This is a genomic window from Gluconacetobacter tumulisoli (assembly GCF_014174155.1).
GTDB classification, from domain to species: Bacteria; Pseudomonadota; Alphaproteobacteria; order Acetobacterales; family Acetobacteraceae; genus Gluconacetobacter; species Gluconacetobacter tumulisoli.
This window is the reverse complement of sequence record NZ_JABEQM010000009.1, coordinates 56,076-75,421: the sequence shown is the minus strand read 5'-3', so window position 1 is coordinate 75,421 and position 19,346 is coordinate 56,076. Positions and strand designations below refer to the sequence as shown.

The 19,346-nt window shown below is 64.3% G+C and carries 25 protein-coding genes and 1 pseudogene; 15 read left to right on the top strand and 11 right to left on the bottom strand.

Translation table 11 applies throughout. From position 1 onward, the window contains the following. Positions 1 to 43: 43 nt before the first annotated feature. Both cysG and mobB read right to left on the bottom strand, forming a co-directional pair. Positions 44 to 1,447: a siroheme synthase CysG gene (gene cysG, locus HLH28_RS12015; RefSeq protein ID WP_182959431.1), complete on the bottom strand. Its 1,404-nt coding sequence runs from the start codon at positions 1,445 to 1,447 to the stop codon at positions 44 to 46. Next, entirely contained in the window at positions 1,444 to 1,992 is a 549-nt protein-coding gene (gene mobB / locus HLH28_RS12010) for a molybdopterin-guanine dinucleotide biosynthesis protein B (protein WP_182959429.1), read from the bottom strand. The genes cysG and mobB overlap by 4 nt, the downstream gene beginning before the upstream one ends. Positions 1,993 to 2,076: 84 nt before the next feature. Between mobB and mobA the strand changes: the two genes are divergently transcribed. Further along, on the top strand, positions 2,077 to 2,688 hold the full coding sequence (gene mobA, locus HLH28_RS12005) for a molybdenum cofactor guanylyltransferase (protein WP_182959427.1): 612 nt from the start codon (positions 2,077 to 2,079) through the stop codon (positions 2,686 to 2,688). A 69-nt stretch (positions 2,689 to 2,757) separates the two neighbouring features. On the opposite strand, the gene HLH28_RS12000 is transcribed toward mobA, so the two are convergent. After that, positions 2,758 to 2,898: a hypothetical protein gene (locus HLH28_RS12000; protein WP_182959425.1), complete on the bottom strand. Its 141-nt coding sequence runs from the start codon at positions 2,896 to 2,898 to the stop codon at positions 2,758 to 2,760. Between the two features lie 620 nt (positions 2,899 to 3,518). Between HLH28_RS12000 and HLH28_RS11995 the strand changes: the two genes are divergently transcribed. Continuing rightward, positions 3,519 to 4,181: an NADPH-dependent F420 reductase gene (locus HLH28_RS11995; protein ID WP_182959422.1), complete on the top strand. Its 663-nt coding sequence runs from the start codon at positions 3,519 to 3,521 to the stop codon at positions 4,179 to 4,181. After that, positions 4,178 to 4,606, top strand: coding sequence for a DOPA 4,5-dioxygenase family protein (locus HLH28_RS11990; RefSeq protein WP_220790065.1), 429 nt, complete (start codon positions 4,178 to 4,180; stop codon positions 4,604 to 4,606). The genes HLH28_RS11995 and HLH28_RS11990 overlap by 4 nt, the downstream gene beginning before the upstream one ends. Positions 4,607 to 4,624: 18 nt before the next feature. Here the strand turns inward: HLH28_RS11990 and HLH28_RS11985 are convergent, their stop codons facing one another. Next, positions 4,625 to 5,065 (bottom strand): hypothetical protein, encoded by a 441-nt coding sequence (locus HLH28_RS11985; RefSeq protein ID WP_182959420.1) that lies wholly within the window; start codon positions 5,063 to 5,065, stop codon positions 4,625 to 4,627. Between the two features lie 115 nt (positions 5,066 to 5,180). On the opposite strand from HLH28_RS11985, the gene HLH28_RS11980 reads away from it, so the two are divergent. Both HLH28_RS11980 and HLH28_RS11975 read left to right on the top strand, forming a co-directional pair. Further along, on the top strand, positions 5,181 to 5,984 hold the full coding sequence (locus HLH28_RS11980) for an SDR family NAD(P)-dependent oxidoreductase (protein WP_182959418.1): 804 nt from the start codon (positions 5,181 to 5,183) through the stop codon (positions 5,982 to 5,984). A 787-nt stretch (positions 5,985 to 6,771) separates the two neighbouring features. Further along, the gene (locus tag HLH28_RS11975; protein ID WP_182959416.1) at positions 6,772 to 7,488 is read left to right on the top strand and encodes a hypothetical protein; all 717 of its coding nucleotides are present in this window, start codon (positions 6,772 to 6,774) and stop codon (positions 7,486 to 7,488) included. An 87-nt stretch (positions 7,489 to 7,575) separates the two neighbouring features. On the opposite strand, the gene HLH28_RS11970 is transcribed toward HLH28_RS11975, so the two are convergent. From HLH28_RS11970 to HLH28_RS11950, 5 genes and pseudogenes are all read right to left on the bottom strand, one after another. Beyond that, entirely contained in the window at positions 7,576 to 8,193 is a 618-nt protein-coding gene (locus HLH28_RS11970) for an O-methyltransferase (RefSeq protein ID WP_182959414.1), read from the bottom strand. Positions 8,194 to 8,222: 29 nt separating this feature from the next. Beyond that, positions 8,223 to 8,663 (bottom strand): PadR family transcriptional regulator, encoded by a 441-nt coding sequence (locus HLH28_RS11965; protein WP_246396063.1) that lies wholly within the window; start codon positions 8,661 to 8,663, stop codon positions 8,223 to 8,225. Between the two features lie 317 nt (positions 8,664 to 8,980). Further along, the gene (locus HLH28_RS18400; protein WP_338029725.1) at positions 8,981 to 9,418 is read right to left on the bottom strand and encodes an RcnB family protein; all 438 of its coding nucleotides are present in this window, start codon (positions 9,416 to 9,418) and stop codon (positions 8,981 to 8,983) included. Positions 9,419 to 9,493: 75 nt separating this feature from the next. Continuing rightward, on the bottom strand, positions 9,494 to 10,153 hold the full coding sequence (locus HLH28_RS11955) for a hypothetical protein (RefSeq protein WP_246396062.1): 660 nt from the start codon (positions 10,151 to 10,153) through the stop codon (positions 9,494 to 9,496). A 20-nt stretch (positions 10,154 to 10,173) separates the two neighbouring features. After that, positions 10,174 to 10,722: pseudogene (locus tag HLH28_RS11950) on the bottom strand (energy transducer TonB family protein); the annotation flags it as partial. On the opposite strand from HLH28_RS11950, the gene HLH28_RS11945 reads away from it, so the two are divergent. After that, positions 10,607 to 11,440 (top strand): TonB-dependent siderophore receptor, encoded by an 834-nt coding sequence (locus HLH28_RS11945; RefSeq protein ID WP_338029724.1) that lies wholly within the window; start codon positions 10,607 to 10,609, stop codon positions 11,438 to 11,440. The pseudogene HLH28_RS11950 and the gene HLH28_RS11945 sit on opposite strands and share 116 nt — an antisense overlap. After that, complete coding sequence (locus HLH28_RS18115; RefSeq protein ID WP_246396090.1) at positions 11,323 to 11,862, top strand: TonB-dependent siderophore receptor; 540 nt, start codon at positions 11,323 to 11,325, stop codon at positions 11,860 to 11,862. Before HLH28_RS11945 ends, HLH28_RS18115 begins: the two co-directional genes overlap by 118 nt. Positions 11,863 to 12,011: 149 nt before the next feature. On the opposite strand, the gene HLH28_RS11940 is transcribed toward HLH28_RS18115, so the two are convergent. After that, positions 12,012 to 12,875: a LysR substrate-binding domain-containing protein gene (locus HLH28_RS11940; RefSeq protein ID WP_182959405.1), complete on the bottom strand. Its 864-nt coding sequence runs from the start codon at positions 12,873 to 12,875 to the stop codon at positions 12,012 to 12,014. Between the two features lie 75 nt (positions 12,876 to 12,950). On the opposite strand from HLH28_RS11940, the gene pdxA reads away from it, so the two are divergent. From pdxA to HLH28_RS11905, 7 genes are all read left to right on the top strand, one after another. Next, positions 12,951 to 13,973, top strand: a complete 1,023-nt coding sequence (gene pdxA, locus HLH28_RS11935) for a 4-hydroxythreonine-4-phosphate dehydrogenase PdxA (RefSeq protein ID WP_182959403.1) — start codon at positions 12,951 to 12,953, stop codon at positions 13,971 to 13,973. Beyond that, on the top strand, positions 13,970 to 14,650 hold the full coding sequence (locus HLH28_RS11930; RefSeq protein WP_182959401.1) for a 4-hydroxythreonine-4-phosphate dehydrogenase: 681 nt from the start codon (positions 13,970 to 13,972) through the stop codon (positions 14,648 to 14,650). The genes pdxA and HLH28_RS11930 overlap by 4 nt, the downstream gene beginning before the upstream one ends. Positions 14,651 to 14,664: 14 nt before the next feature. Next, positions 14,665 to 15,027: a cupin domain-containing protein gene (locus HLH28_RS11925; RefSeq protein WP_182959399.1), complete on the top strand. Its 363-nt coding sequence runs from the start codon at positions 14,665 to 14,667 to the stop codon at positions 15,025 to 15,027. Positions 15,028 to 15,206: 179 nt separating this feature from the next. Continuing rightward, positions 15,207 to 15,446: a hypothetical protein gene (locus HLH28_RS11920; protein WP_182959397.1), complete on the top strand. Its 240-nt coding sequence runs from the start codon at positions 15,207 to 15,209 to the stop codon at positions 15,444 to 15,446. Between the two features lie 10 nt (positions 15,447 to 15,456). After that, entirely contained in the window at positions 15,457 to 15,612 is a 156-nt protein-coding gene (locus HLH28_RS11915) for a hypothetical protein (RefSeq protein WP_182959395.1), read from the top strand. 9 nt (positions 15,613 to 15,621) lie between these two features. Continuing rightward, complete coding sequence (locus HLH28_RS11910; RefSeq protein ID WP_182959393.1) at positions 15,622 to 15,822, top strand: DUF2905 domain-containing protein; 201 nt, start codon at positions 15,622 to 15,624, stop codon at positions 15,820 to 15,822. A 324-nt stretch (positions 15,823 to 16,146) separates the two neighbouring features. Continuing rightward, positions 16,147 to 16,470, top strand: coding sequence for a helix-turn-helix domain-containing protein (locus HLH28_RS11905; RefSeq protein WP_338029723.1), 324 nt, complete (start codon positions 16,147 to 16,149; stop codon positions 16,468 to 16,470). Between the two features lie 672 nt (positions 16,471 to 17,142). Here the strand turns inward: HLH28_RS11905 and HLH28_RS11900 are convergent. Continuing rightward, positions 17,143 to 17,373 carry a hypothetical protein gene (locus HLH28_RS11900; protein WP_182959391.1) on the bottom strand — a complete coding sequence of 77 codons (231 nt, stop codon included), beginning with the start codon at positions 17,371 to 17,373 and terminating at the stop codon, positions 17,143 to 17,145. Between the two features lie 187 nt (positions 17,374 to 17,560). Here HLH28_RS11900 and HLH28_RS11895 point away from each other — a divergent pair, with 187 nt between their 5' ends. After that, on the top strand, positions 17,561 to 18,889 hold the full coding sequence (locus HLH28_RS11895) for a tyrosine-type recombinase/integrase (RefSeq protein WP_182959390.1): 1,329 nt from the start codon (positions 17,561 to 17,563) through the stop codon (positions 18,887 to 18,889). Positions 18,890 to 19,346 lie beyond the last annotated feature (457 nt).

The following is a 19,346-nucleotide window of genomic DNA, read 5'->3' as shown; positions in this document are numbered from 1 at the left end:
CTGCCGTCCTTCGCCGTTCGGGACGCGGTCAGGGTTCAGTCGCTCAAATCGGCGGGGGCGTGACGACGCGGTGGTTCACGACCTCGCCCACCAGGACCAGCGCCGGGCTGGTGACGGCGTTGCGGCGTGCCAGGTCGGGCAGGTCGGCCAGCGTGCCGGTCAGCACCCGCTGGTCGGGCCGGGTGCCGCGTTCCACGACCGCGGCGGGCCAGTCGGGCGGCAGGCCGTGCCGGATCAGCATGTCGCACAGGGCCGGCAGCGCCGTGACGCCCATATAGATGGCAACGGTCTGTCCCCGTCGCGCCATGCTGTCCCACGGCAGGTCCAGCGTGCCGTCCGCACGGGCGTGCCCGGTGACGAACAGGCAGGATTGCGCGCAGTCCCGATGGGTCAGCGGTATGCCGGCATAGGCGGCGCAGCCGCTGGCCGCCGTGATGCCGGGGACCACCTGGAAGGGGACGCGGGCGGCCATCAGGGCCTCGATTTCCTCGCCGCCGCGTCCGAAGATGAACGGGTCGCCGCCCTTCAGGCGCAGGACGCGCTCGCCCGCGCGGGCGCGGCGGATCATCTCGGCATTGATGTCGGCCTGGGGCATGGTGTGGCGGTTGCGCTGCTTGCCGACGAACACGCGTTCCGCGTCCCGCCGCACCCGGTCCAGCAGGTCGGGCGGCAGCAACTGGTCGTACAGCACGGAATCGGCGTTTTGCATCAAATGCAGCGCGCGCAGGGTCAGCAGGTCGGGGTCGCCCGGCCCGGCGCCCACCAGCCAGACCTCGCCGCCCGTATTCCCGCCATCCAGCAGGCGGTCCAGGACCCGGCGGGCGGTATCGTCGTCGCCCGCCCCCGCGGCGGTGGCGCCGGGGCCGTCCAGGAAATCCTCCCACACCCGTCGCCGCCGGGCGATGTCGGGGCAGCGCCCGACGACCCGCGCGCGTTCGGCCTGCAGGAAGCGGGCCAGGCCGTCCAGCCCGGCGGGGACCGCGGCCTCGATCCGTTCGCGCAGGCGGCGGGCCAGCACCGGGGCCGCGCCGCCGGTGGAAATGGCGATGCGGACGGGGCCGCGATGGATCTGCGCCGGGGTGATGAAATTCGAGGGCGCGGGATCGTCGACGGCGCAGACCAGGATGTTCATCTCGCGTGCCAGGGCCGCCACGTCGCGGTTCAGGGCACGATCGTCGGTCGCGGCATAGACCAGGCGGCAGCCGGGTAGCAGCGCGCGCAGCAGGTCCGGCGTGGCGTCGGCGCCGACCAGGGCGATGCGGCCCTCGGCCTGCCACTGTTCCAGCGTCTCGTCCAGATGAGTCGCGACGATCTCGATCCGCGCGCCGTGCGCCAGCAGCAGCCGCACCTTGTTCAGCGCGATGCCGCCGCCGCCGACGACCAGCACTCGTGTGCCCTGCAGCCGCAGGGCCAGCGGGAACCAGCCTGGGTCGACGGGCGCGGTCACGCGCGACCTGCCGGGTATGGGACGGGGCAGGGCCGCGCATGGGCCGTCACGAAATCGGCGATGGCGGGGACGTCGGCCAGGTCCAGCCGGGCCAGGCCCGCGGGCAGGTGGGGCGGCAGGCCGGGCCGCGTGTCGGTGGCGACCGCGACGATCGCCGCGGTGTCGGGCCAGAGCGGATCCTTGCCGATCGCCGGGCGATGGATTTCGATGGCGACGGGCAGGCTGCCGCGGAAGCCTTCCACCAGGATCAGGTCGGCCGGGGCCATCCGGGCGATCAGGTCGGGCAGGGCGGGTTCCGCTTCGTCGACGCGTTCATGCAGCAGGGCCCAGCGATCGGCTGTCGCCACCATGACCTCATGCGCGCCGGCCTGGCGGTGGCGGTGGGAATCCTTGCCCGGGCGGTCGATGTCGAACCCGTGGTGCGCGTGCTTGATCGTCGAGACCCGCAGGCCCCGTTGCCGCAATTCCGGCAGCAGGCGAACGATCAGCGTCGTCTTGCCCGCGCCGCTGCGGCCGGTGATTCCCATGATGGCGGGCCTGTGCATGCCTCTTTCCCGTTTCTGTCACCTGGGCGTACAGGTGCCTTCGATCCGCGATGATGGCAAGGTCGGCCCGGTCGAATTGGGGGAATGGCGATGGAATGGGCCGGCGTGGTGCTCGCCGGGGGCGAGGCGAGGCGGATGGGCGGCGGGGACAAGCCGCTTCTGCGCGCGGGGGGACGGAGCCTGCTGGATCATGTGCTGGACCGGCTGGGGCCGCACGGCCGGCCGCTGGCCATCAATGCACGGGGCGATGCGGGACGGTTCGGCCCCTTCGGGCTGCCGGTCCTGCCGGACGATCTGCCCGGCGCGGGACCCCTGGCCGGGGTGCTGGCGGCGATGGACTGGGCCGCCGGCCTGGGCTGCGACGCGGTGCTGACCGTGCCGGGCGACACGCCGTTCATCCCCCGCGACCTGCCTGTCATGCTGGCCCCGGCCCCCGCCGTCGCGATGTCGGGGGATCGGCGTCATCATCTGGTCGCGTTATGGCCTGTCGCGGCGCGTGCGGCGTTGCGGGACCGTCTGGCGGCGACGGGGCCGGACGCCCCGCGCGCGGCGTTCGGCGTTCGGGCCTTCGCCGCGACGATCGGCATGCGCGACGTCGTGTTTTCCAACAGGCCGTTCGATCCGTTCTTCAACGTCAACAGCCCGGCCGACCTGGCCGAGGCCGACCGCCTGGCTGCCCTGATCGGGGCAGGCTGAACGCAAGGACATGCGCCGGTCCGGGATCCGTCATCTTGACGGTGCGAAGCGATTCTCTCCGTCATGATGTCATAACGTCTTCCAGGTTTCGCCATGGGGGTTTTCCGCCGCCGTGCCGCCTGTGTCGGGGATGATGACGGGGCGGGTCTGGCAGAGACTGAAAAGCGTAACCCGGGCCTTGCCCAGTTCCTTCTGAAACGCGATTGCCATGCGCGCTTCGGCCCGGGGGGAATGTTGCGGAGCTTTCGCGACGGCTGCCAGATCACCGGGTCGATCATGATGGATCCGTATTTCCTGACAGTCGACCTTCGGATCGACGTAGATCGGATCGTCCGTGTGATCCCTTGTGCGAAGCCTGTCCGGGTCAATTCCTGTCCGGTATATTCTGCAGCGGGAAAACCGTAGATCAGAACATCATGAATGGTGCAACCGGATTGGGACGGCGGCCTTCGTACCGCTTGAGAAGGTAGCAGTCATGTGTGTTCCAGAACTCGAGCGGGAGATCGTCGAGGCATTGCCAGCCACAACGGAGCCTCCCGATGCGGTCATGATTCATTGGAGTCCGGTTAGCCGGCGGGGCTTGCCTGCTTACCAGGCAGCACATTGGCATGGCGGTCATCGGCCTCTTGTAACATGTCGCGATCCACTGGTGATGTTCGAAGATTGAAACGTTAGTTCGGGCTGGACACACACAAGCGCCCCAACGGGCAGGCATCCTGATATCTGGCTCTCCGCATGTTTCGGTCTGGCCTCTGCCGTCCCCTTGCCCGGGTGACAGGTCGTCCATAGATCAATGCATGCCAACAGACGATCATCCAACGGGGGCTGGAATGAAAATCGGCATTATCGGCGCCGGCCAGATCGGCGGCACGTTGACCCGACGCCTGGCGGCGCTGGGGTACACCGTCCAGGTGGCCAATTCCCGAGGCCCGGAGACGCTGCGCGACCTCGCGGCGGAGACCGGTGCGACCGCCGTGACGTCACGCGAGGCGGTGAGGGGCGTCGATCTGGTCGTGGTGACGGTCCCGGAGAAGAATGTCCCGCACCTGCCGCGCGACCTGTTCGCCGACGTGCCGCCTGCGTTGCCGGTCGTCGATACCGGAAATTATTATCCGCAACAGCGGGACGGCAGGATCGCGGCGATCGAGGACGGGCTACCGGAAAGCCGCTGGGTCGAGAAGACGATCGGCCATCCGGTCATCAAGGCGTTCAACACCATCTACGCCCGCCATCTGCTGGAGAACGGCACGCCGCAGGGAAGTCCCGGACGCATCGCCCTGCCGGTCGCGGGCGACGATGCCGCCGCCAAGACGATCGTGATGGATCTGGTGAATGATCTCGGCTTCGATCCGGTCGATGCCGGGGGCCTGGACGAGTCCTGGCGGCAGCAGCCCGGCACGCCGGTCTATGTCGCCGATCTGGACGCGGCGGGCGTGAAAAACGCATTGTCCCAGGCCCGACCCGAGCGGACAGCCCTATGGAAGGCCAAATGAAGCCGATGTCCGAGCCGGTCCGGTCGATCGAGACGATCGCCAGCTACCATGCCCATGTGTATTTCGACGACCCGGCGCAGCGGACGGCCGCCGAGCATCTGCGCGCCGCCCTCGCGGAACGCTTCGTCGTGCGGCTGGGACGCTGGCATGAGGTTCCGGTCGGGCCACATACGCTGCCGATGTATCAGATCGCCTTCGAGACCGCGCTGTTCGCGACGCTGGTGCCATGGCTGATGCTCAATCATCAGGGGCTGAGCGTCCTGATCCATCCCAATACGCGCTTCCCGCGCCGCGATCATCTCCTCGACGGTATCTGGCTTGGACAGCGCCGCGCATTGCTGGGCGCGCGGCTGCCGGAGGACGCGTCTGAAGCGGATGGCGCCGGCGTCCCGAACACGACGCCGACGGGGGACACGTCGATCTAGGCGGATGCGGCAGGCCGGTCACTTCGCGCTTTCATGCTGCGCCACCCCGATCGGCTTGTAGTCGTAGGTCGGATAGAACTCGGTGTGATAGACGCCCCACGCGCTGTCCTCGAGCACGCGGTTCACCTCGCGCAGCCGGGACGCCGGCAGGCGCAGGGTGACGACCTGCCCGATCCCCATCATGACATACCAGCTGACGATTTCGACGCCCTTCGGCGGAAAGGCCTTGTAGAAGCCCTGCCGCTGGAGCTGCGCGTTCAGTTCGCCCAAAGGCCGGCCCTCGTCGTGCCGGAGGAAAATCGTCAGCAGGATCGCGTTATCGGGCGTCGCGACCGCATGGCCGGGCGGTGGTGCGGCGGCCGTGGCCTGTGCCCCGGCCGGGCGTGCGTCCGTGACGGCCAGCAGAATGGCGGCGGCCGCCGTCAACGAAACCAGCGGGCGTGAGCGGGTGGACGTCATGGCGGTCTCCTTCGTTACGAGCGGACATACATCCAATTCGCAACGAAACTTTTGCCGGCGTTACCAGCTAGAATATCCTGGCGAGGTCGCCGTATTGTTTTTGACGGAGGGAAAGATGCCACAGGATGGACGGAAATTCGACGGCAAAACGGCCCTGGTCACCGGTGCCGGAGGCAATATCGGCCTGGCGACCGCCTTGCGCCTGGCGAATGAAGGTGCCGCACTTGCTCTTGTAGACATAAGTCCTGAAAAGCTGTCCCAGGCGAAGGCGGCATGTAGCGCGAGCGGTGTTCCCGTGGAGGCCTATGATTGCGATATCACCGACCGGGACGCGGTAGCGGCAACCGTCGACCGGATCGTCAGCGCATTCGGGGCCATAGATCTTCTTTTCAACAACGCGGGGTTTCAGGGGGCTTTCAAGCCGATCCATGAATATCCCGAAGAAGACTTCGAAGCCGTCATCAGGATCAATGTCTTCGGCGCCTTCCATATGCTCAGGGCCGTTTCGAGGCACATGGTGAAGCGGCGGTTCGGTCGTATCGTGAATACGGCAAGCATGGCGGGTGTCCAGGGCCCACCGAATATGGTCGCCTACGGTACCTCGAAGTTCGGTGTCGTCGGGTTGACCCAGATCGCATCCAAGGACCTTGCACCCTACAATATTCGGGTAAACGCGATCAGCCCCGCCTTCATGGGGCCCGGTTACATGTGGGATCGCCAGGTCGAACTTCAGGCTGAAGCTGGAACGCAGTATTTTTCTTCGAACCCCGAGGAGGTGGCGAAACAGATGATCGAGAGCGTGCCGATGCGACGTTATGGCGATATTTCCGAAATACCGGGTGTCGTTTCATTCCTCATGAGCGACGATTCCAGTTACATGACGGGTGTCAATGTGCCGATTTCCGGCGGTATCCTGTGAAATCGCGCGGCGCGGGCATGTCCGGTGCGGCCAGGTCGGCGCCCTGTGCCCGGCAGGACGCCGACCGGCCGGTCGGATGGTCGTAGATTGCCACCGGTTGCCGGTAAAGGTGGTCGTGAGGCCGCGATCGTGCCGAACTGGCCGATGAAGGAGGATGTCGTGCCGATAGGGACGACGGCCGTTACCTTGCCGCTGCGGGCGTCTACGAGAACGGGCCTGAACAGCCGGCCGGTCACGCCCAAGACCTGTCCAGTTGTGCAGATCCAGCCAGCGTAGCCGGACGAATGCTTCGTCCGCATCGTGCCGAAGGGCGGCCGTTTATGAACGGATCGTGGAGCGCGACGTCCGAGAAGATGGCGGTGGTGAAAAACACGGCCATAAGAGTGAGAACAGATTCCCGGTCAGCCCCGTGAACAAATTTGCATGAAGACGCAGCATCAGCTGCAGGAAACCGATCCGCGTCTGGGCGGGGTGGCGTCGTCGTGCAGTACGGTGTCGGTATGCGCATCGAATTGCAGGAAATGCGCCGTACGACATTGCCGTTATACCGCTCCCACGACGGCGCCATGCCGACCAGCACCTGTGGCTCGTCGTCGTCCACGAATACCGAGGTCACCACTTACCGGGACAGCGTTCACCCGCGCACCACGCCTGTCGTCGTAAAAGGCAACGATGGCCAGGAATCCGAACATGCCGCCAGGCGCGTTGGAACGGCATCCGCGTCCGCGGCGGCATTGAAATCGGTGCCGCCCTGCTCATTCGCCATCCTATCCGCCGGAGGCTGACATTGCATAATCTCGACTTCAGTTCTTGGCATAATCTGCTTGCCACCATGATCGGGCTGTCATTGATCACGCTGATCGGCGTGGGCATCCGGCTGTTGGTGATGTTTGTCATTCAGCAGCGTCGCGAGCGCATGAACCGGCAGATCAACGAACGCCTGCGGACCCTGATTGCGGCCTATCGGACGCTGGGTGGCTCGTTCACCGGCGACCTGGCGGTCAACCCGAGACACCGCCGCGAACTCAGGATCCGGACGGGCGAGAGCTTGGGATCCGGCGGGGAGGCCATGGATGGAAACGACAGCGGGAACGAGGCCGGGTCGGATCGCGCCCGCCGTATCCGCGACGCGGTCGAGGCCGCGTTGTCGGATATCATCCTTCTGGGAACGGAAGAGCACGTGCGGCTGGCCGAACGGGCGGCACGGGAACTGGTGTCCGGGCAGCTTGTGCATACCCATGATCTGGTCGTCTCGCTCCGCAATTTCATTCGCAAGGCTCTGGATCTCGACCCGATTCCACCCGGCCTGGCCATTCCGATGCAGGGACCTGCCCGCCTGCAGGCTTCAGGTGGTCGCGGGAAGGATGACGGGTCGAAAGAGGGCGCCGGCAAAACGGGCGGCGGGGGAGGTGGCGGAGGTGACATGCACGCGGGTGGGGACATCGCCGTCACGGGCGGAATCGGCGCGGACGATCACGAGATGACTTCGCCAGGCGGGCGTTGATATCGGAAAAGGCGGTGTACGGTTCCGAAAACCCCATGCGGTCGTTCGCACCGGTACCGGCACCGGCGCCATGGCGAGACGCCGATTTCAGTTCGGTTCAAAGCGGCTGACCTCGATCCCGGTGCCGACGGGCAGCAGGACACTGGACATGCCGGGCAGGGCGCGGATCGCCCTTGCGTAGCGTTTCACGTCCTCCGTTCCCGGCCTGATCATATTGTCGGCCACAATGATCGCGCCCGGGTTGAGGCGCGGATAAAACGCCTCGAGGCACGGCAGGTAGAGGTCCTTCCACAAATCGACGAAGACGAAATCGACCTTCCCCGACAGTTCCCCGATCATCCGGACCGCATCGCCGACACGGAAATCGATCCAGTCGGCCAGCCCCGCCTGTTCGGCCATCCGCCGGGCGTAAGCCGATTTATAATCGTGAAGTTCCATCGTGATCAGCTTCCCGCCCGTCGCGCGGGCCGCCTCGGCGAGCCAGATGCCGGAATAGCCGAAGGACGTGCCGAGTTCGAGAATGGCCGGCCCGTCCAGGCTGCGCGCGAGGATGTTCAGAAGCCGCCCGGTCTCGGGCCCGATGGCCCGCATGCGCTGGTCATGTCCGCCGTCCCGGCCCCCGGGTGCCTCCACCCGCGGCTGGCTGCGTTCCGCCTGCATCCGAGTGTGATAGAGATCGAGAACCGTGGAAATCCTGTCATCCATGATCGTGCTCCATATCGGCTGATGCGACCTCAGACCTGTCCGATCGCGCGGGCTGCCCCGTCCAGGAGTGCTGCAATTCTTTCCTCGGCTTCAGGATCAAGCCCCCCGTTGCGCAGCCGAAGGCGCAGGGCGGTGCGAAGGTTTTCCATTGCGCGCATCACCGGCACGGGGATGTTCCGCCGCCCGCCCCGGCCTTCCGGTCCGGCCGTCGCGGCGCGGGCCAGGATCTCGTCGAGTGCCGCGCGGTTCGCGGTCAGGAAAGCCGTGCCTTCGGGGGTTATATGGTAGTTTTTCCGGCCCTCTGCCTCGACCGGCCGGATGTAGCCACCCTCTTCCAGCCAGGTCAGGGTGGGATAGATCACCCCCGGACTTGGCGTGTAGCTGCCACCGAATTTTTCCTCGATGTGCCGGATCAGCTCATAGCCGTAGGTCGGCTTGTCGGCGATCAGGGCGAGAACCAGAAGGCGCATCTCCCCATAATCGAACAGCCTGTTGCGCCCCCCCCGCCGACCGCCGCCACGGCCATGGTGGCCGCGTGACCCGGAAAGGCCTGCGGATTCTTCGGCGGAAAAAACCCGGCGGTCATGACCGCCTGCGTGTCTGTGTCTGTGTTTCATGGATCCGATATAAATCTCGATATATCGTAAATCAAGATATATCGAGATGTATTTTTGGACATGTCCGGATGCCGATCCGTATCCCGCGCCAGCCTCGTCCCGAGGCGGGAGAGGTCTGGCCGCGGGTCAGAGACCTGCCGCTAAGGGCCGCAGGTCTTCTGTTGCCGGGATCAGTAAGGGCCGGGCCCCATGGGCCCGGCGCCATAGGAGCCGGCGATCACGCTGGAAATGATGCCCGTCGCCACGGCGGTCAGGAGGAACTGGTTCCCGTACTGGACCCAGTAATAACCCGGCGGCGGCGCATAGAGGCCGCGATACCGCCGCCAGTCCTGCACCGCCCACATTCCGGAACGAGGTCCGTCGTAGCGATCTCCGCGTTTCCAGATGCGGCCGCCGCCGTTCTGCGGACCGCCACGCTCGTAGCCGGGACCACCGCCCCTGGGGCCACCACCGCCGGGACCGCCACCGCCTGGACCACGATGATCACCGTGATCGTTCCCGCCGCCATGGCCCCCGGGGCCGCCCGGCCCTCGCGGATCGGCGTAAGCCCCCGTGGCACCCGCGACGAAACCGCTCAGCAGCAGGGCGGCAATCAGTTTTGTTTTCACATGACTCTCCACTTGCACGGGGCGGATCATGTTGCCGCCTTGTGGCGAAATCCAGACACGATCCTTCGCCCAGGATTACAAAATGGCTGGAAACGAGAATGGCATCCCGGAAGGCTGGTTCAAAATTCGTCCTATTGGGCGAGAATGCGGCCCGTTGCGGCGCCTGAAAACAGCGCGGGTGTGTTTTCCCGCGCCGGAAATTCTTTCCGTTTCGATTTCAGCCCGCGTGCTCACGGGGCAGCACGGTAATCGCGGCGCTACGGATGGCGAAACCCCGCTCCACGGCGACGCGATGCAGGAAAGCGGCGATTTCCGGCAGGTCGCACGACGTCCTGTGACCGTATCCGCGTCGAGAAAGGTCACCGCGGGCGGTGACGTCGCGACCATTTCGGTGGAATCGGGTGCGATGCCGTAGCGCCAGACGCGGTCCGCCCCGGCTTTCCGGCGCAGGATGCCCAGGTCCACCAGGATGTTGAGGTTGCGCTGGAGCGAACCGCAACTGGGCGCGCGCCCGTCCGTCATGCCGACCAGCGTCTTCCAGATTTCGATGGCCGACGCCCCTTCGCCCGCCCGCAGAATGCCGTGCAGCAGCACATCCCGCAGATCGGTCATCCGGATCCCGGCCTGTTTGCTGCGTGCCCTCAGTGCCTCGAACGCGTGACGATCGGCGCGCATCCGGACAGGAATGGAGCAAAGGCTGAGAGGGGAACGGCGGCGTTCGGAAAGGGCCGGCATGGTGCGTTCTTTCGTTCTGTTCAGCGCGGGGTCTGGTCCCCGGACTGATTGAGGCAGAATTCCACGGGCACGGTCAGGGTGATGGGATCGCCCGTCACGGTGTCGGGTGGGGGTGGAAGGGGCTCGGCGCGACGGACCAGCGCCAGCGTCTCCTGGTCCAGCAGGCCGTGGCCGGAGCTGCCCTCGATACTGGCGGAAAGCACATGGCCTTTCCGGTCCATCGCGAAATGCAGCATCACCGTGCCTTCCTGCCGGTCGGCCTGGGCCTCGGCCGGATAGCGCTTGTATTCCTCCAGCCGGGCCAGCAGCGCGCCCTGCCAACTCACCGGATCACGCGATTCCTGCGACGCGGAGGAGCCCGGCGCAGGAGCCGCCTGTGTCGGTGCGGGGGGCGCCTCGGAGGACGGGGGTGCCGTGGTCTCGGACGCGGGGGGCAGCCTGTCGTGCGTTTTCATGGACTGCTTCGGCGCGGGCTTCGTCTTCTTCTTCACCGGCCGGGGCTTCTCCGGCTTGGGTACCGGCACGGGCGGGTTCGGGGCGGGAGACGGCGGCGCGGTCACCTTGGGCGGCATGCTCGACGACGACAATCGCACGCTCGAACGCGAGACGTATGCGTCCGAAGAACATTATGACACGGTCACGGTCGAGGAACAGGTTCTCGGCCATTTCCGCACCGGTCCGGTGAAACATCAGGTCATCGTAGGAGGAAACTGGCAGAACATCCGCGATTCGGCGAACCTTTATGCAGGTGATGCGCCGCCGCTGGACGTGTTTTCACCGTCCTACGGGGTGGCCATCGACGCACCTTCCCTGATTACGGCGCAGGGCATCACGACGAACCAGGAAGGCATATACGGTGAAGACCAGATGACCTGGGGAAGGCTGCATGTGCAGGGCGGCGTGCGTCATGACTGGTCGCGGATCGACACGCGGGATGTGACGGATGACGATGGGTTCAACCAGGCGGATCAGGCGACAACATGGCGTGCCGGCATACTTTATGCGTTCGACTCGGGCCTCTCTCCTTGTTTCCATTACGCGGAATCCTTCCAGCCCACGAACTCCCTGTCGTTCAACGGAACGCCCTTCAAGCCGACCCGCGGCAGACAGTTCGAGATGGGACTCAAATATCAACCGCGTAACTTCAATGGTTTTTTTTCACGGTGGCGCTGTACGATCTCAAGCAAAGCCACGTTCTGGTTTCCGACCCGGTTCATCTCGATTTTTACACCCAGACTGGCGGTCTGCGTGCCCGCGGCGTCGAAGTCGAAGCGCATGTCGACCTGACGCGCAATCTGAATATCATCGCCGCCTATACCTACCAGGATGTAGCTTATACCAAGGGAAGTGGTGACCTGACCGGGGAGCGTCCCACTTCCGTACCGAAGCAGACGTTTTCCGTCTGGGGACATTATGATCTTCACAGCGGTCCGTTGCAGGGTTTCGGGATCGGTGCGGGCGTGCGTTACAATGGCAATACTCTGGTCGATAACACGCTTGAGTATGTGTCCCCGAGCTACACGCTCGTGGATGCGCAGGCCCAGTACGCGCTTGACGCAATGGTACCCCGGCTGAAGGGGATGCTGTTGCAGGTCACGGCCCAGAATCTTCTGAACACGCGTTACTATCCTGGATGCACCTCGGCGGACACGGGTTGCTATATCGGCGCGAACCGGAACGTGATCGGAAAGATCACCTACAGTTGGTAATCCTCCGCCGGACGATGTCCGCTTTTCGCCCGTTATCATCATGCCCCAGGAGACCTGTACGCGAGTGGCTGATTGCCTGCGGGAAAGAGCCTTTTCGGGGTTATGGCAGAGGAGAGCGAAAACCCGTATCCCGGCTCCGGCCAGACGGATTATCCTGCCTGTTGCGCGAGCCACCTCTCGAGACTCTCCACGCTTTCCGCCACCTGCGTGCCCCTGGGCCGGATTAACGCATAATCCGTTCCGTCCGCATCGAATCCGGCCGGCGCCAGAAGCCGCCCGTTCGCGACTTCGTCCGCCGCGATGATCCGGGGCGACAGGGCGACGCCCAGGCCATTGGCGGCGGCTTCCAGCATCATGAAATGATGGTCATGTAAACGAATGTCGCGCGGTGCTGGAATGTCCGGCCGGGACGCCAGCCAGTTCTTCCATGCTTCGGGGCGGGTCCGGGATCCGAGCGCCAGATAGTCTCCGCCCGCGAACCGCTCCGCCATGTCGGGCCGCATGACCGGCCCGACCGCCTCCGGCACGAGTGTGGTGACGGCCCAGTCGGGATCGAGCGGGAAATCGAGGCGCCGGATCGCCAACGTGACGCGGTCGCGCGCGAAATCCAGCGCGCCGCCGCCGGTCGAGAGATGCACGTCGATGCCGGGATGGCGATCCTGGAAGTCGGACAGCCGCGGGATCAGCCAGCGCATCGCCAGCGACCGTTCGCAGGACAGCACGATCGGTTGCGCACCGGACGACGACCTGATCTCGGCCAGCGCCGCCGCTATCCCCTTCAGCGCGTCGGTCGCCGCTTCTGCCAAACGCGCGCCTTCCCTGGTCGGCCGCACGCCGCGCCCGTCCGGCTCCAGCAACTGCAGTTTCAGGTCGGCAGCCAGCTTGGACATCCGGCGGCTGACTGCGCCATGCGTCAGGGCCAGTTCCGTGGCGGCTGCCCGCATCGAGCCGAGGCGCGTTACGACCTCGAACGCACGCAGATCGTCGAGCGATGGGATGTCGGATCGCTTCATTGGTCAGTTTTTATCATCGGAACGGGTCAGTTCATATCGATTTTCCCTTTGGACCGTTCCGCTATTCTCACCATCATGATCGAGAGTGCTTCCCTTGATGCCCGGCCGCTGGCCGTCACGATGGGCGATCCTGCAGGGATCGGGCCGGAGATCGTGGCCCGGATGTTCCTGCGGCGACCGGCGCAACGGCGCTGGATCGTCGTCGGTGACCCGATGGTGATGCGCCATGTCCTGGCCGCGCTCGACCCGGCGGCGCGGGTGCGCCGGGTCGCGACGCCGGCCGAGGCCCGGTTCGATGACGGGGTGCTGAATGTGCTGGCGTCATCGGAATGCGTGGCCCTGCCGCCCGTGGGGCGTATCAGTGCCGAAAGCGGCCGTGCCGCCTATGCGGCGATCAGCACCGCCATCCAGATGGCCAGGGATGGCGCGATCCGGGGCATCGTCACTGCGCCGATCCACAAGGAGGCGCTCGCCGCCGCCGGATTGCATTATCCGGGCCATACGGAAATCCTCGCCGAACAGGCCGGCGGCGCGCGCGTCGCCATGATGCTGGCGAACGAGGATATCCGCGTCGTGCTGGTGACCATCCATTGTTCGCTGCGGGACGCGATCCGGCGCGCCGACTTTCCCGCCCAGATGACGGCGATCCGCCTCGCCCAGGCGGGCGCACGCGCGCTGGGCATCGCACGCCCGCGCGTCGCCGTGGCGGGCCTCAATCCCCACGCCGGGGAAGGCGGCCTGTTCGGCGAGGAGGAAGCCCGCATCATCGCGCCCGCCATCGCACAGGCGCGGAGCGAGGGCATCGACGCGTCCGGTCCGTGGCCCGGCGACACGGTGTTCATGCAGGCGCGGGAAAAACGCTTCGATGTCGTGGTCGCGCAATACCACGACCAGGGACTGATTCCGGTGAAATATATGGGCCTGGCGCAGGGTGTGAACATCACGCTCGGACTGCCCTTCATCCGCACCAGCCCCGACCACGGCACCGCCTTCGATATCGCGGGGCGCGGCATCGCGGATCCGTCCAGCCTGGAGACTGCATTCGACTGCGCCTGTCGCCTCACCATACCCGTTCCGAGGCCAGGAGCCGCAGCATGACCGAACCCGATTTCATCTTCATGCTGACGCGCCATGACCGGACGATAGAGAATGCTGCCGAGTTGGTCGAAACCGCCCGCGCCGCGGGTATACGCCATATCGGATTCAAGGATATCGGCCTGCCCTTTGTGGCGCTCCAGACGCTTGCCAGCACGATCCGGCGGGCCGGGGCGAAGATTTATCTCGAAGTCGTCTCGCTCGATCGTGATAGCGAGCTTCGCTCGGTGCAGGCCGGGATCGATCTGGGCGTCGATTATCTGCTGGGCGGCACGCATGTCGATGACGCGCTGCGGCTGCTGGACGGCACGACGATCCGCTATTACCCCTTTCCCGGCCGGATCAGCGGGCATCCCAGCATTCTCGAAGGGACCGAGGCCGAGATCGTGCGCAGCGCGGTCGATCTCGCTTCCCGGCCGGGCGTGCACGGGTTGGATCTGCTGGCCTATCGGTTTGCTGGAGACGTGCCGAATGTGTTGCGACGGGTCTGCGCCGCCGTGGCGGACAAGCCCGTCATTGTCGCCGGCTCGCTCGATCGAGCAGAGCGGATCCGGGCCATCGCCTCGGCAGGGGCCGCCGGTTTTACAGTCGGCACGGCGCTTCTCGACGGCGCGTTTCCGGCGCCGCCGGATCTTTCGGGCCAGATCGCCCATGTCCAGACTATCGTGTCCCAGATCTGATGGAGAACCGACCGATGGAAAAGATAAACCTGGCGCAGGCCTTCGCGATGTTTTCCGACTATTGGAACCCCCGCGTGGCGGGCGACATCAATACGTCCCAGATCAAGCTGGCGAAATTCAAAGGGGCGTTCGACTGGCACCATCACGAGCATGAGGACGAACTGTTCCTGGTCGTCTCCGGGACATTGCGCATGCATTTCCGGGATCGCGACATCGACGTCGCAGCCGGGGAATTCATTATCGTACCGCATGGCGTGGAGCATTGTCCCGAGGCCCTGGGCGACGAATGTCATGTCGTCCTGCTGGAACCGAACACGACCCTCAACACGGGCAACGTGAACAACGACCGTACCGTGCGTGCGCTTTCCCGGATATAGCCGGTGACGGGACGGTCGATGATGCCCGGCAATCCTGCGCCAGCGTGGTTCCTCGACCCGCCGCGCGTGCCCGATACAGCAACCTGCAGTCCCACGCTTGTGTCCGAGGGTTGCTGACCCGCATTTGCGTCCCCACGTCCATGACTGGAAACGCACGCCCATAACAGGATGGAATCGACATGACCGACAGGCTTCCTCATGAAACGAGCAGCTTGCACGCCCTCGCCGAACGGGCGGTCAAGGAGCCCAAGCTGCTGACGAAGGCCGAGGTAACGGAATTGGCGGATTTCGTGCTCAAGGGCGGTGAACATGCCTCGGAGCCGGAACGCGAGATTGCGAAGAAGGCGCGGCATAACCCCGAGGGCATGGAAAAGTCCGACATCGTCGCACTTGCCCGCCAGATTCTGGACAGGAAATAAGAACGCGACCATGACCACGTATCATGAACCGTCTGCTGCGGCTCTCGCCCATCGGTTGAAGGAAGTGGAGCGCGATCTGGCGCGGGCGGAGAAGGACAACCCGGAGCACGTCCGCGCGCTGACCGAAGAGAATAAAAAGCTCGTAGGCCAGCTCGCTCAACGCTGAGGGAGCCGTATGTCCAGAACCCTGATCGCCTTTGGCATCGTTCTGGTGCTCGTTGGAGTGCTATGGCCTTTCCTGTCACGACTGCCGCTTGGGCGGCTGCCGGGCGACATCGTGATCCAGCGGCAGAATTTCACCTTCTACGCGCCGGTCGCGACTTGCGTCGTGATCAGCGTGGCCCTTTCGCTGATCTTCTGGCTCGTCAGGCGGTAGGCTGGATCCGTTGCCATTCTCGAACGGGCGTCTCTGTCTTGCGACCGTCCTGCTCTTGGAAGGCGGCATCATGGCGTCCGATATGGACGCGGATGTCATGGCGGAAATGAAGCGATGTCATGCGCATGATCGGTCCTGGCGTCGTCCGCTATCTGACTGGCGACGATCTGACGCAATCGGCATGTCCACCTTTCGCACTCTCACTGCGAACGGAGATCCAGCCTGAGAACCAGCTCATCGCGAATGGGAATGCCGTTTTCCCCCGTGACGGGGATCGAGGGCTTGATGTGACGCGCCTTCATACCCCGGCTCACGCATGGCGACGTGGCGGTGCTCACGGTCCAGCGCTGGCTTCGAGACGCCGATCCACGCGCCGTATCGGCAACCGCGATGGCGGCGCAGGCCGGGCTGGAAGAACGAACCTTTCTGCGGCGGTTCCATAAGGCCACAGGGCTGACGCCGATCGAATACTGCCAGCATCTGCGGATCAGCCGGGCGCGTGACCTGATGGAGAGCACGACCGCGTCGATCGACGAGATCGCCTGGCAGGCCGGCTATGATGATTCGGGTTCGTTCCGTAAATTGTTCATCAGGATCACCGGCCTCGCGCCGCGAGAATATCGCCGGCGGTTCGCCAGCCCACCGTGAACGGGTTCAGCCAGCTTGGGCAGGGCTTTCCCCGTCTGTGATGTCCGCATCAGCCAGAGACGGTAGTGGTAATCCATCACACGGGTGCAGTGGCGGCCGAGATCGGGTCCCCATGTGCCCAGCCGGAATTTTCGCACGCACAGTAGGGCGAACTCCACGACCTGCTGCGGATCGCCGGGCGGCTCATCGCGTATCGAGGGCTGCGTTCCGCCATGTTCCGGAACAATGGAGAGTGCGAAGCCATCGTAGGGTCAGGACGAGCTTGTTGAAGGGGATGTCGCGCGACCCGCTCGGCATGATCTTCCGGATGGCATTTGCCGTGACAGGAAACTCCATGACGGCCGGAGGACTCTCCTCCAACCTTCAATCCGTCGCGAAATCCCACCTGTCCTCTCTCCGACAAGTCGAATCGGAAAAACGGAAACGAGGCTGCACGCTTCCACCCGAATACGGCTTTCAGGACATCATGATAAATAAGAGTGCCAGCCCGCCGATTGACGTCACGTGCCCTGCATCGCCAGGCACAACGAAGCGTGTCATGGAAGAAAACTGGTTCTGTTGCATCATTTTCACATGATACATGCCTAGCCACGGACGCATGAAGCGCGTCGCTTCGGTTCGTGGATTACGGTAGGTTTGAAGGCGTCGCGAACGGCAGAAAAACTTCGCTCGTCACACGGGAAGACGCTCGTGTCGCCAGTATTCGGAAGCGGCGGCGATTACGCCGCCGTTTGCTTCCCTCCCGCTTCCCCGGTTGGTCTGCCGGGGATGGGGAAACAAAAAACGGCCCCGAAGGGCCGCTTTAACCGACTGATTTTCCTTGGAAAATCTGGAGCGGGCGATGGGATTCGAACCCACGACCCCAACCTTGGCAACCCGATAAGGCAAACTACGCCACAGCATGTTTTGCTATCCTGCCGCCCTATAAGACATTTAGATATAACGGTTTTTGTTGCACCGGTCCATCCCTTTTCTATCCTGCTCCTACCCTTCGAAACGCGCCCATTTGCTTCCCCCCTGCTTCCCCGGCCCGCCGCCGCAGGAGCCGGGGAAGCAAACTAGGAACGATATCGAAACGGAGCTAACGAAAATGGCAAAGCTTACAAAGCGTAGTGTCGACGCGTTAAAGTCCAATGCGAAGTCTGAAGCCTTCATTTGGGACGGAGAGCTTCGCGGCTTCGGCGTCCGGGTAAAACCTTCGGGGTCGAAGGCGTTTCTGATCCAATATCGGAACGCGGAAAACCGGACGCGGCGACTGGTCCTGGGCCCTTACGGTGTGCTGACGGTCGAAATCGCACGCGACATGGCGCGGCAACGACTGACCGAAGTCGCGCAGGGCAAAGACCCGTCGGCCGAACGCCAAGCCGTCCGGGCGGGCATGACTGTGTCCGAGATATGCGACTGGTATCTGGAAGCCGCGGAGGCCGGCACGATTCTCGGCCGCAACAGGAGACCGATCAAGGCATCGAGCCTGCAGATGGACCGGAGCCGGATTGCCACCCATATCAAGCCGCTGATTGGTTCCCGACTGATCAGCGGCCTGACCCTAGGCGACATCGAAGCGATGCAGGCCGATATCGCGAAGGGCAAATCCGTCAAAGCTGCCAAAAAGAAGGGACGTGGCGGACGATCCAAGGGAGGCGCCGGCGTCGCAAGCCGCACGATCAGCACCTTCCGGGCGCTTCTCGGCCATGCGGCACGCCACAATATTATCGAAACCAACCCCGCGACGGGCGTCAGGCAACTCGCCGTCGCGAAACGCAAGCGGAGACTCGGAGCGGCCGAAATCGGACGTCTCGGCGCGACGATGCGGGAAGCCATGGAGAATGGCGAACACCCGACCGCTCTGGCCGCCATACGCCTGATGCTTCTGACCGGGTTTCGCCGAATGGAAGTGCTGGGCCTTCAGGCCCAGTGGGTCAGCAGAGCCGACCACTGCGTCTATTTCCCAGATACCAAGAGCGGCGAACAGGTCCGTGTCGTGGGCGAGGCGGCGATCGAGTGCGTTGAGGCCCAGACGAATGGCTCGCCCTCCCGCTTCGTCTTTCCCGCCGATATAGGAACTGGCCATTTCATCGGTGTCGTACGGGTCTTGTCGAGGGTTTGTGCCCAGGCAAAGCTGGAAGGTATCACGCCCCATGTGCTGCGCCATACTTTCGCAAGCATCGCTGGAGATCTGGGCTTCTCGGAATTAACGATCGCGGGGCTTCTCGGTCACGCGGCGCGCGGTGTAACGCAGAACTATATCCATCTCGATGCGGCGCTCGTCGTGGCTGCGGAGCGCGTCTCGCGGGAAATTGCGACGATCCTGGACGGAGGACAAGGCAGTCTTAGCGTCATTCACATCAGGAGGCCGTCTGGGCACCGCGTCGATGACGCAGTCGAACGTGAAGCCGAAAAGGAAAGAATGGGCGCATAGTTGCGACGCGACAAGGAAGGTGCAGAGGGGGCGCTGCAAAGACTTAACGCGCGGCGCCTCTATCTGCTCTGATGCGCGGTGTGCCGGAATATTGGGCCGATCGCGTGCGCGTTCGTCATGGACGCGGCTCTCTGGCTCCGCGCACTCCCCGGACGCCTGCTGCACAAGGCACGACCTAACAAGGTTCGATCTGGAGGACTTCACGTGCCTCGAGAAACCGGATGTTCTTACGCTGGCCTATGGGCCGATCGGTGCGCTCTGGAAAGCCAATTACGGGCTTGTAGCGTGCGATTCAGCGGCCGCTTTCACGAATAACCAAGACCGCGACGTCTGCAAGCTCCTGCTGACATTGACGGTCACGCCAGTTTCGGGCTGGACGTCCTCCCAACTGGATTCGTCGTGACCGGTAAGGCAGGTGTTTAGTCCCAGGATTTTATGGTGCATCAGGAGCCGATGT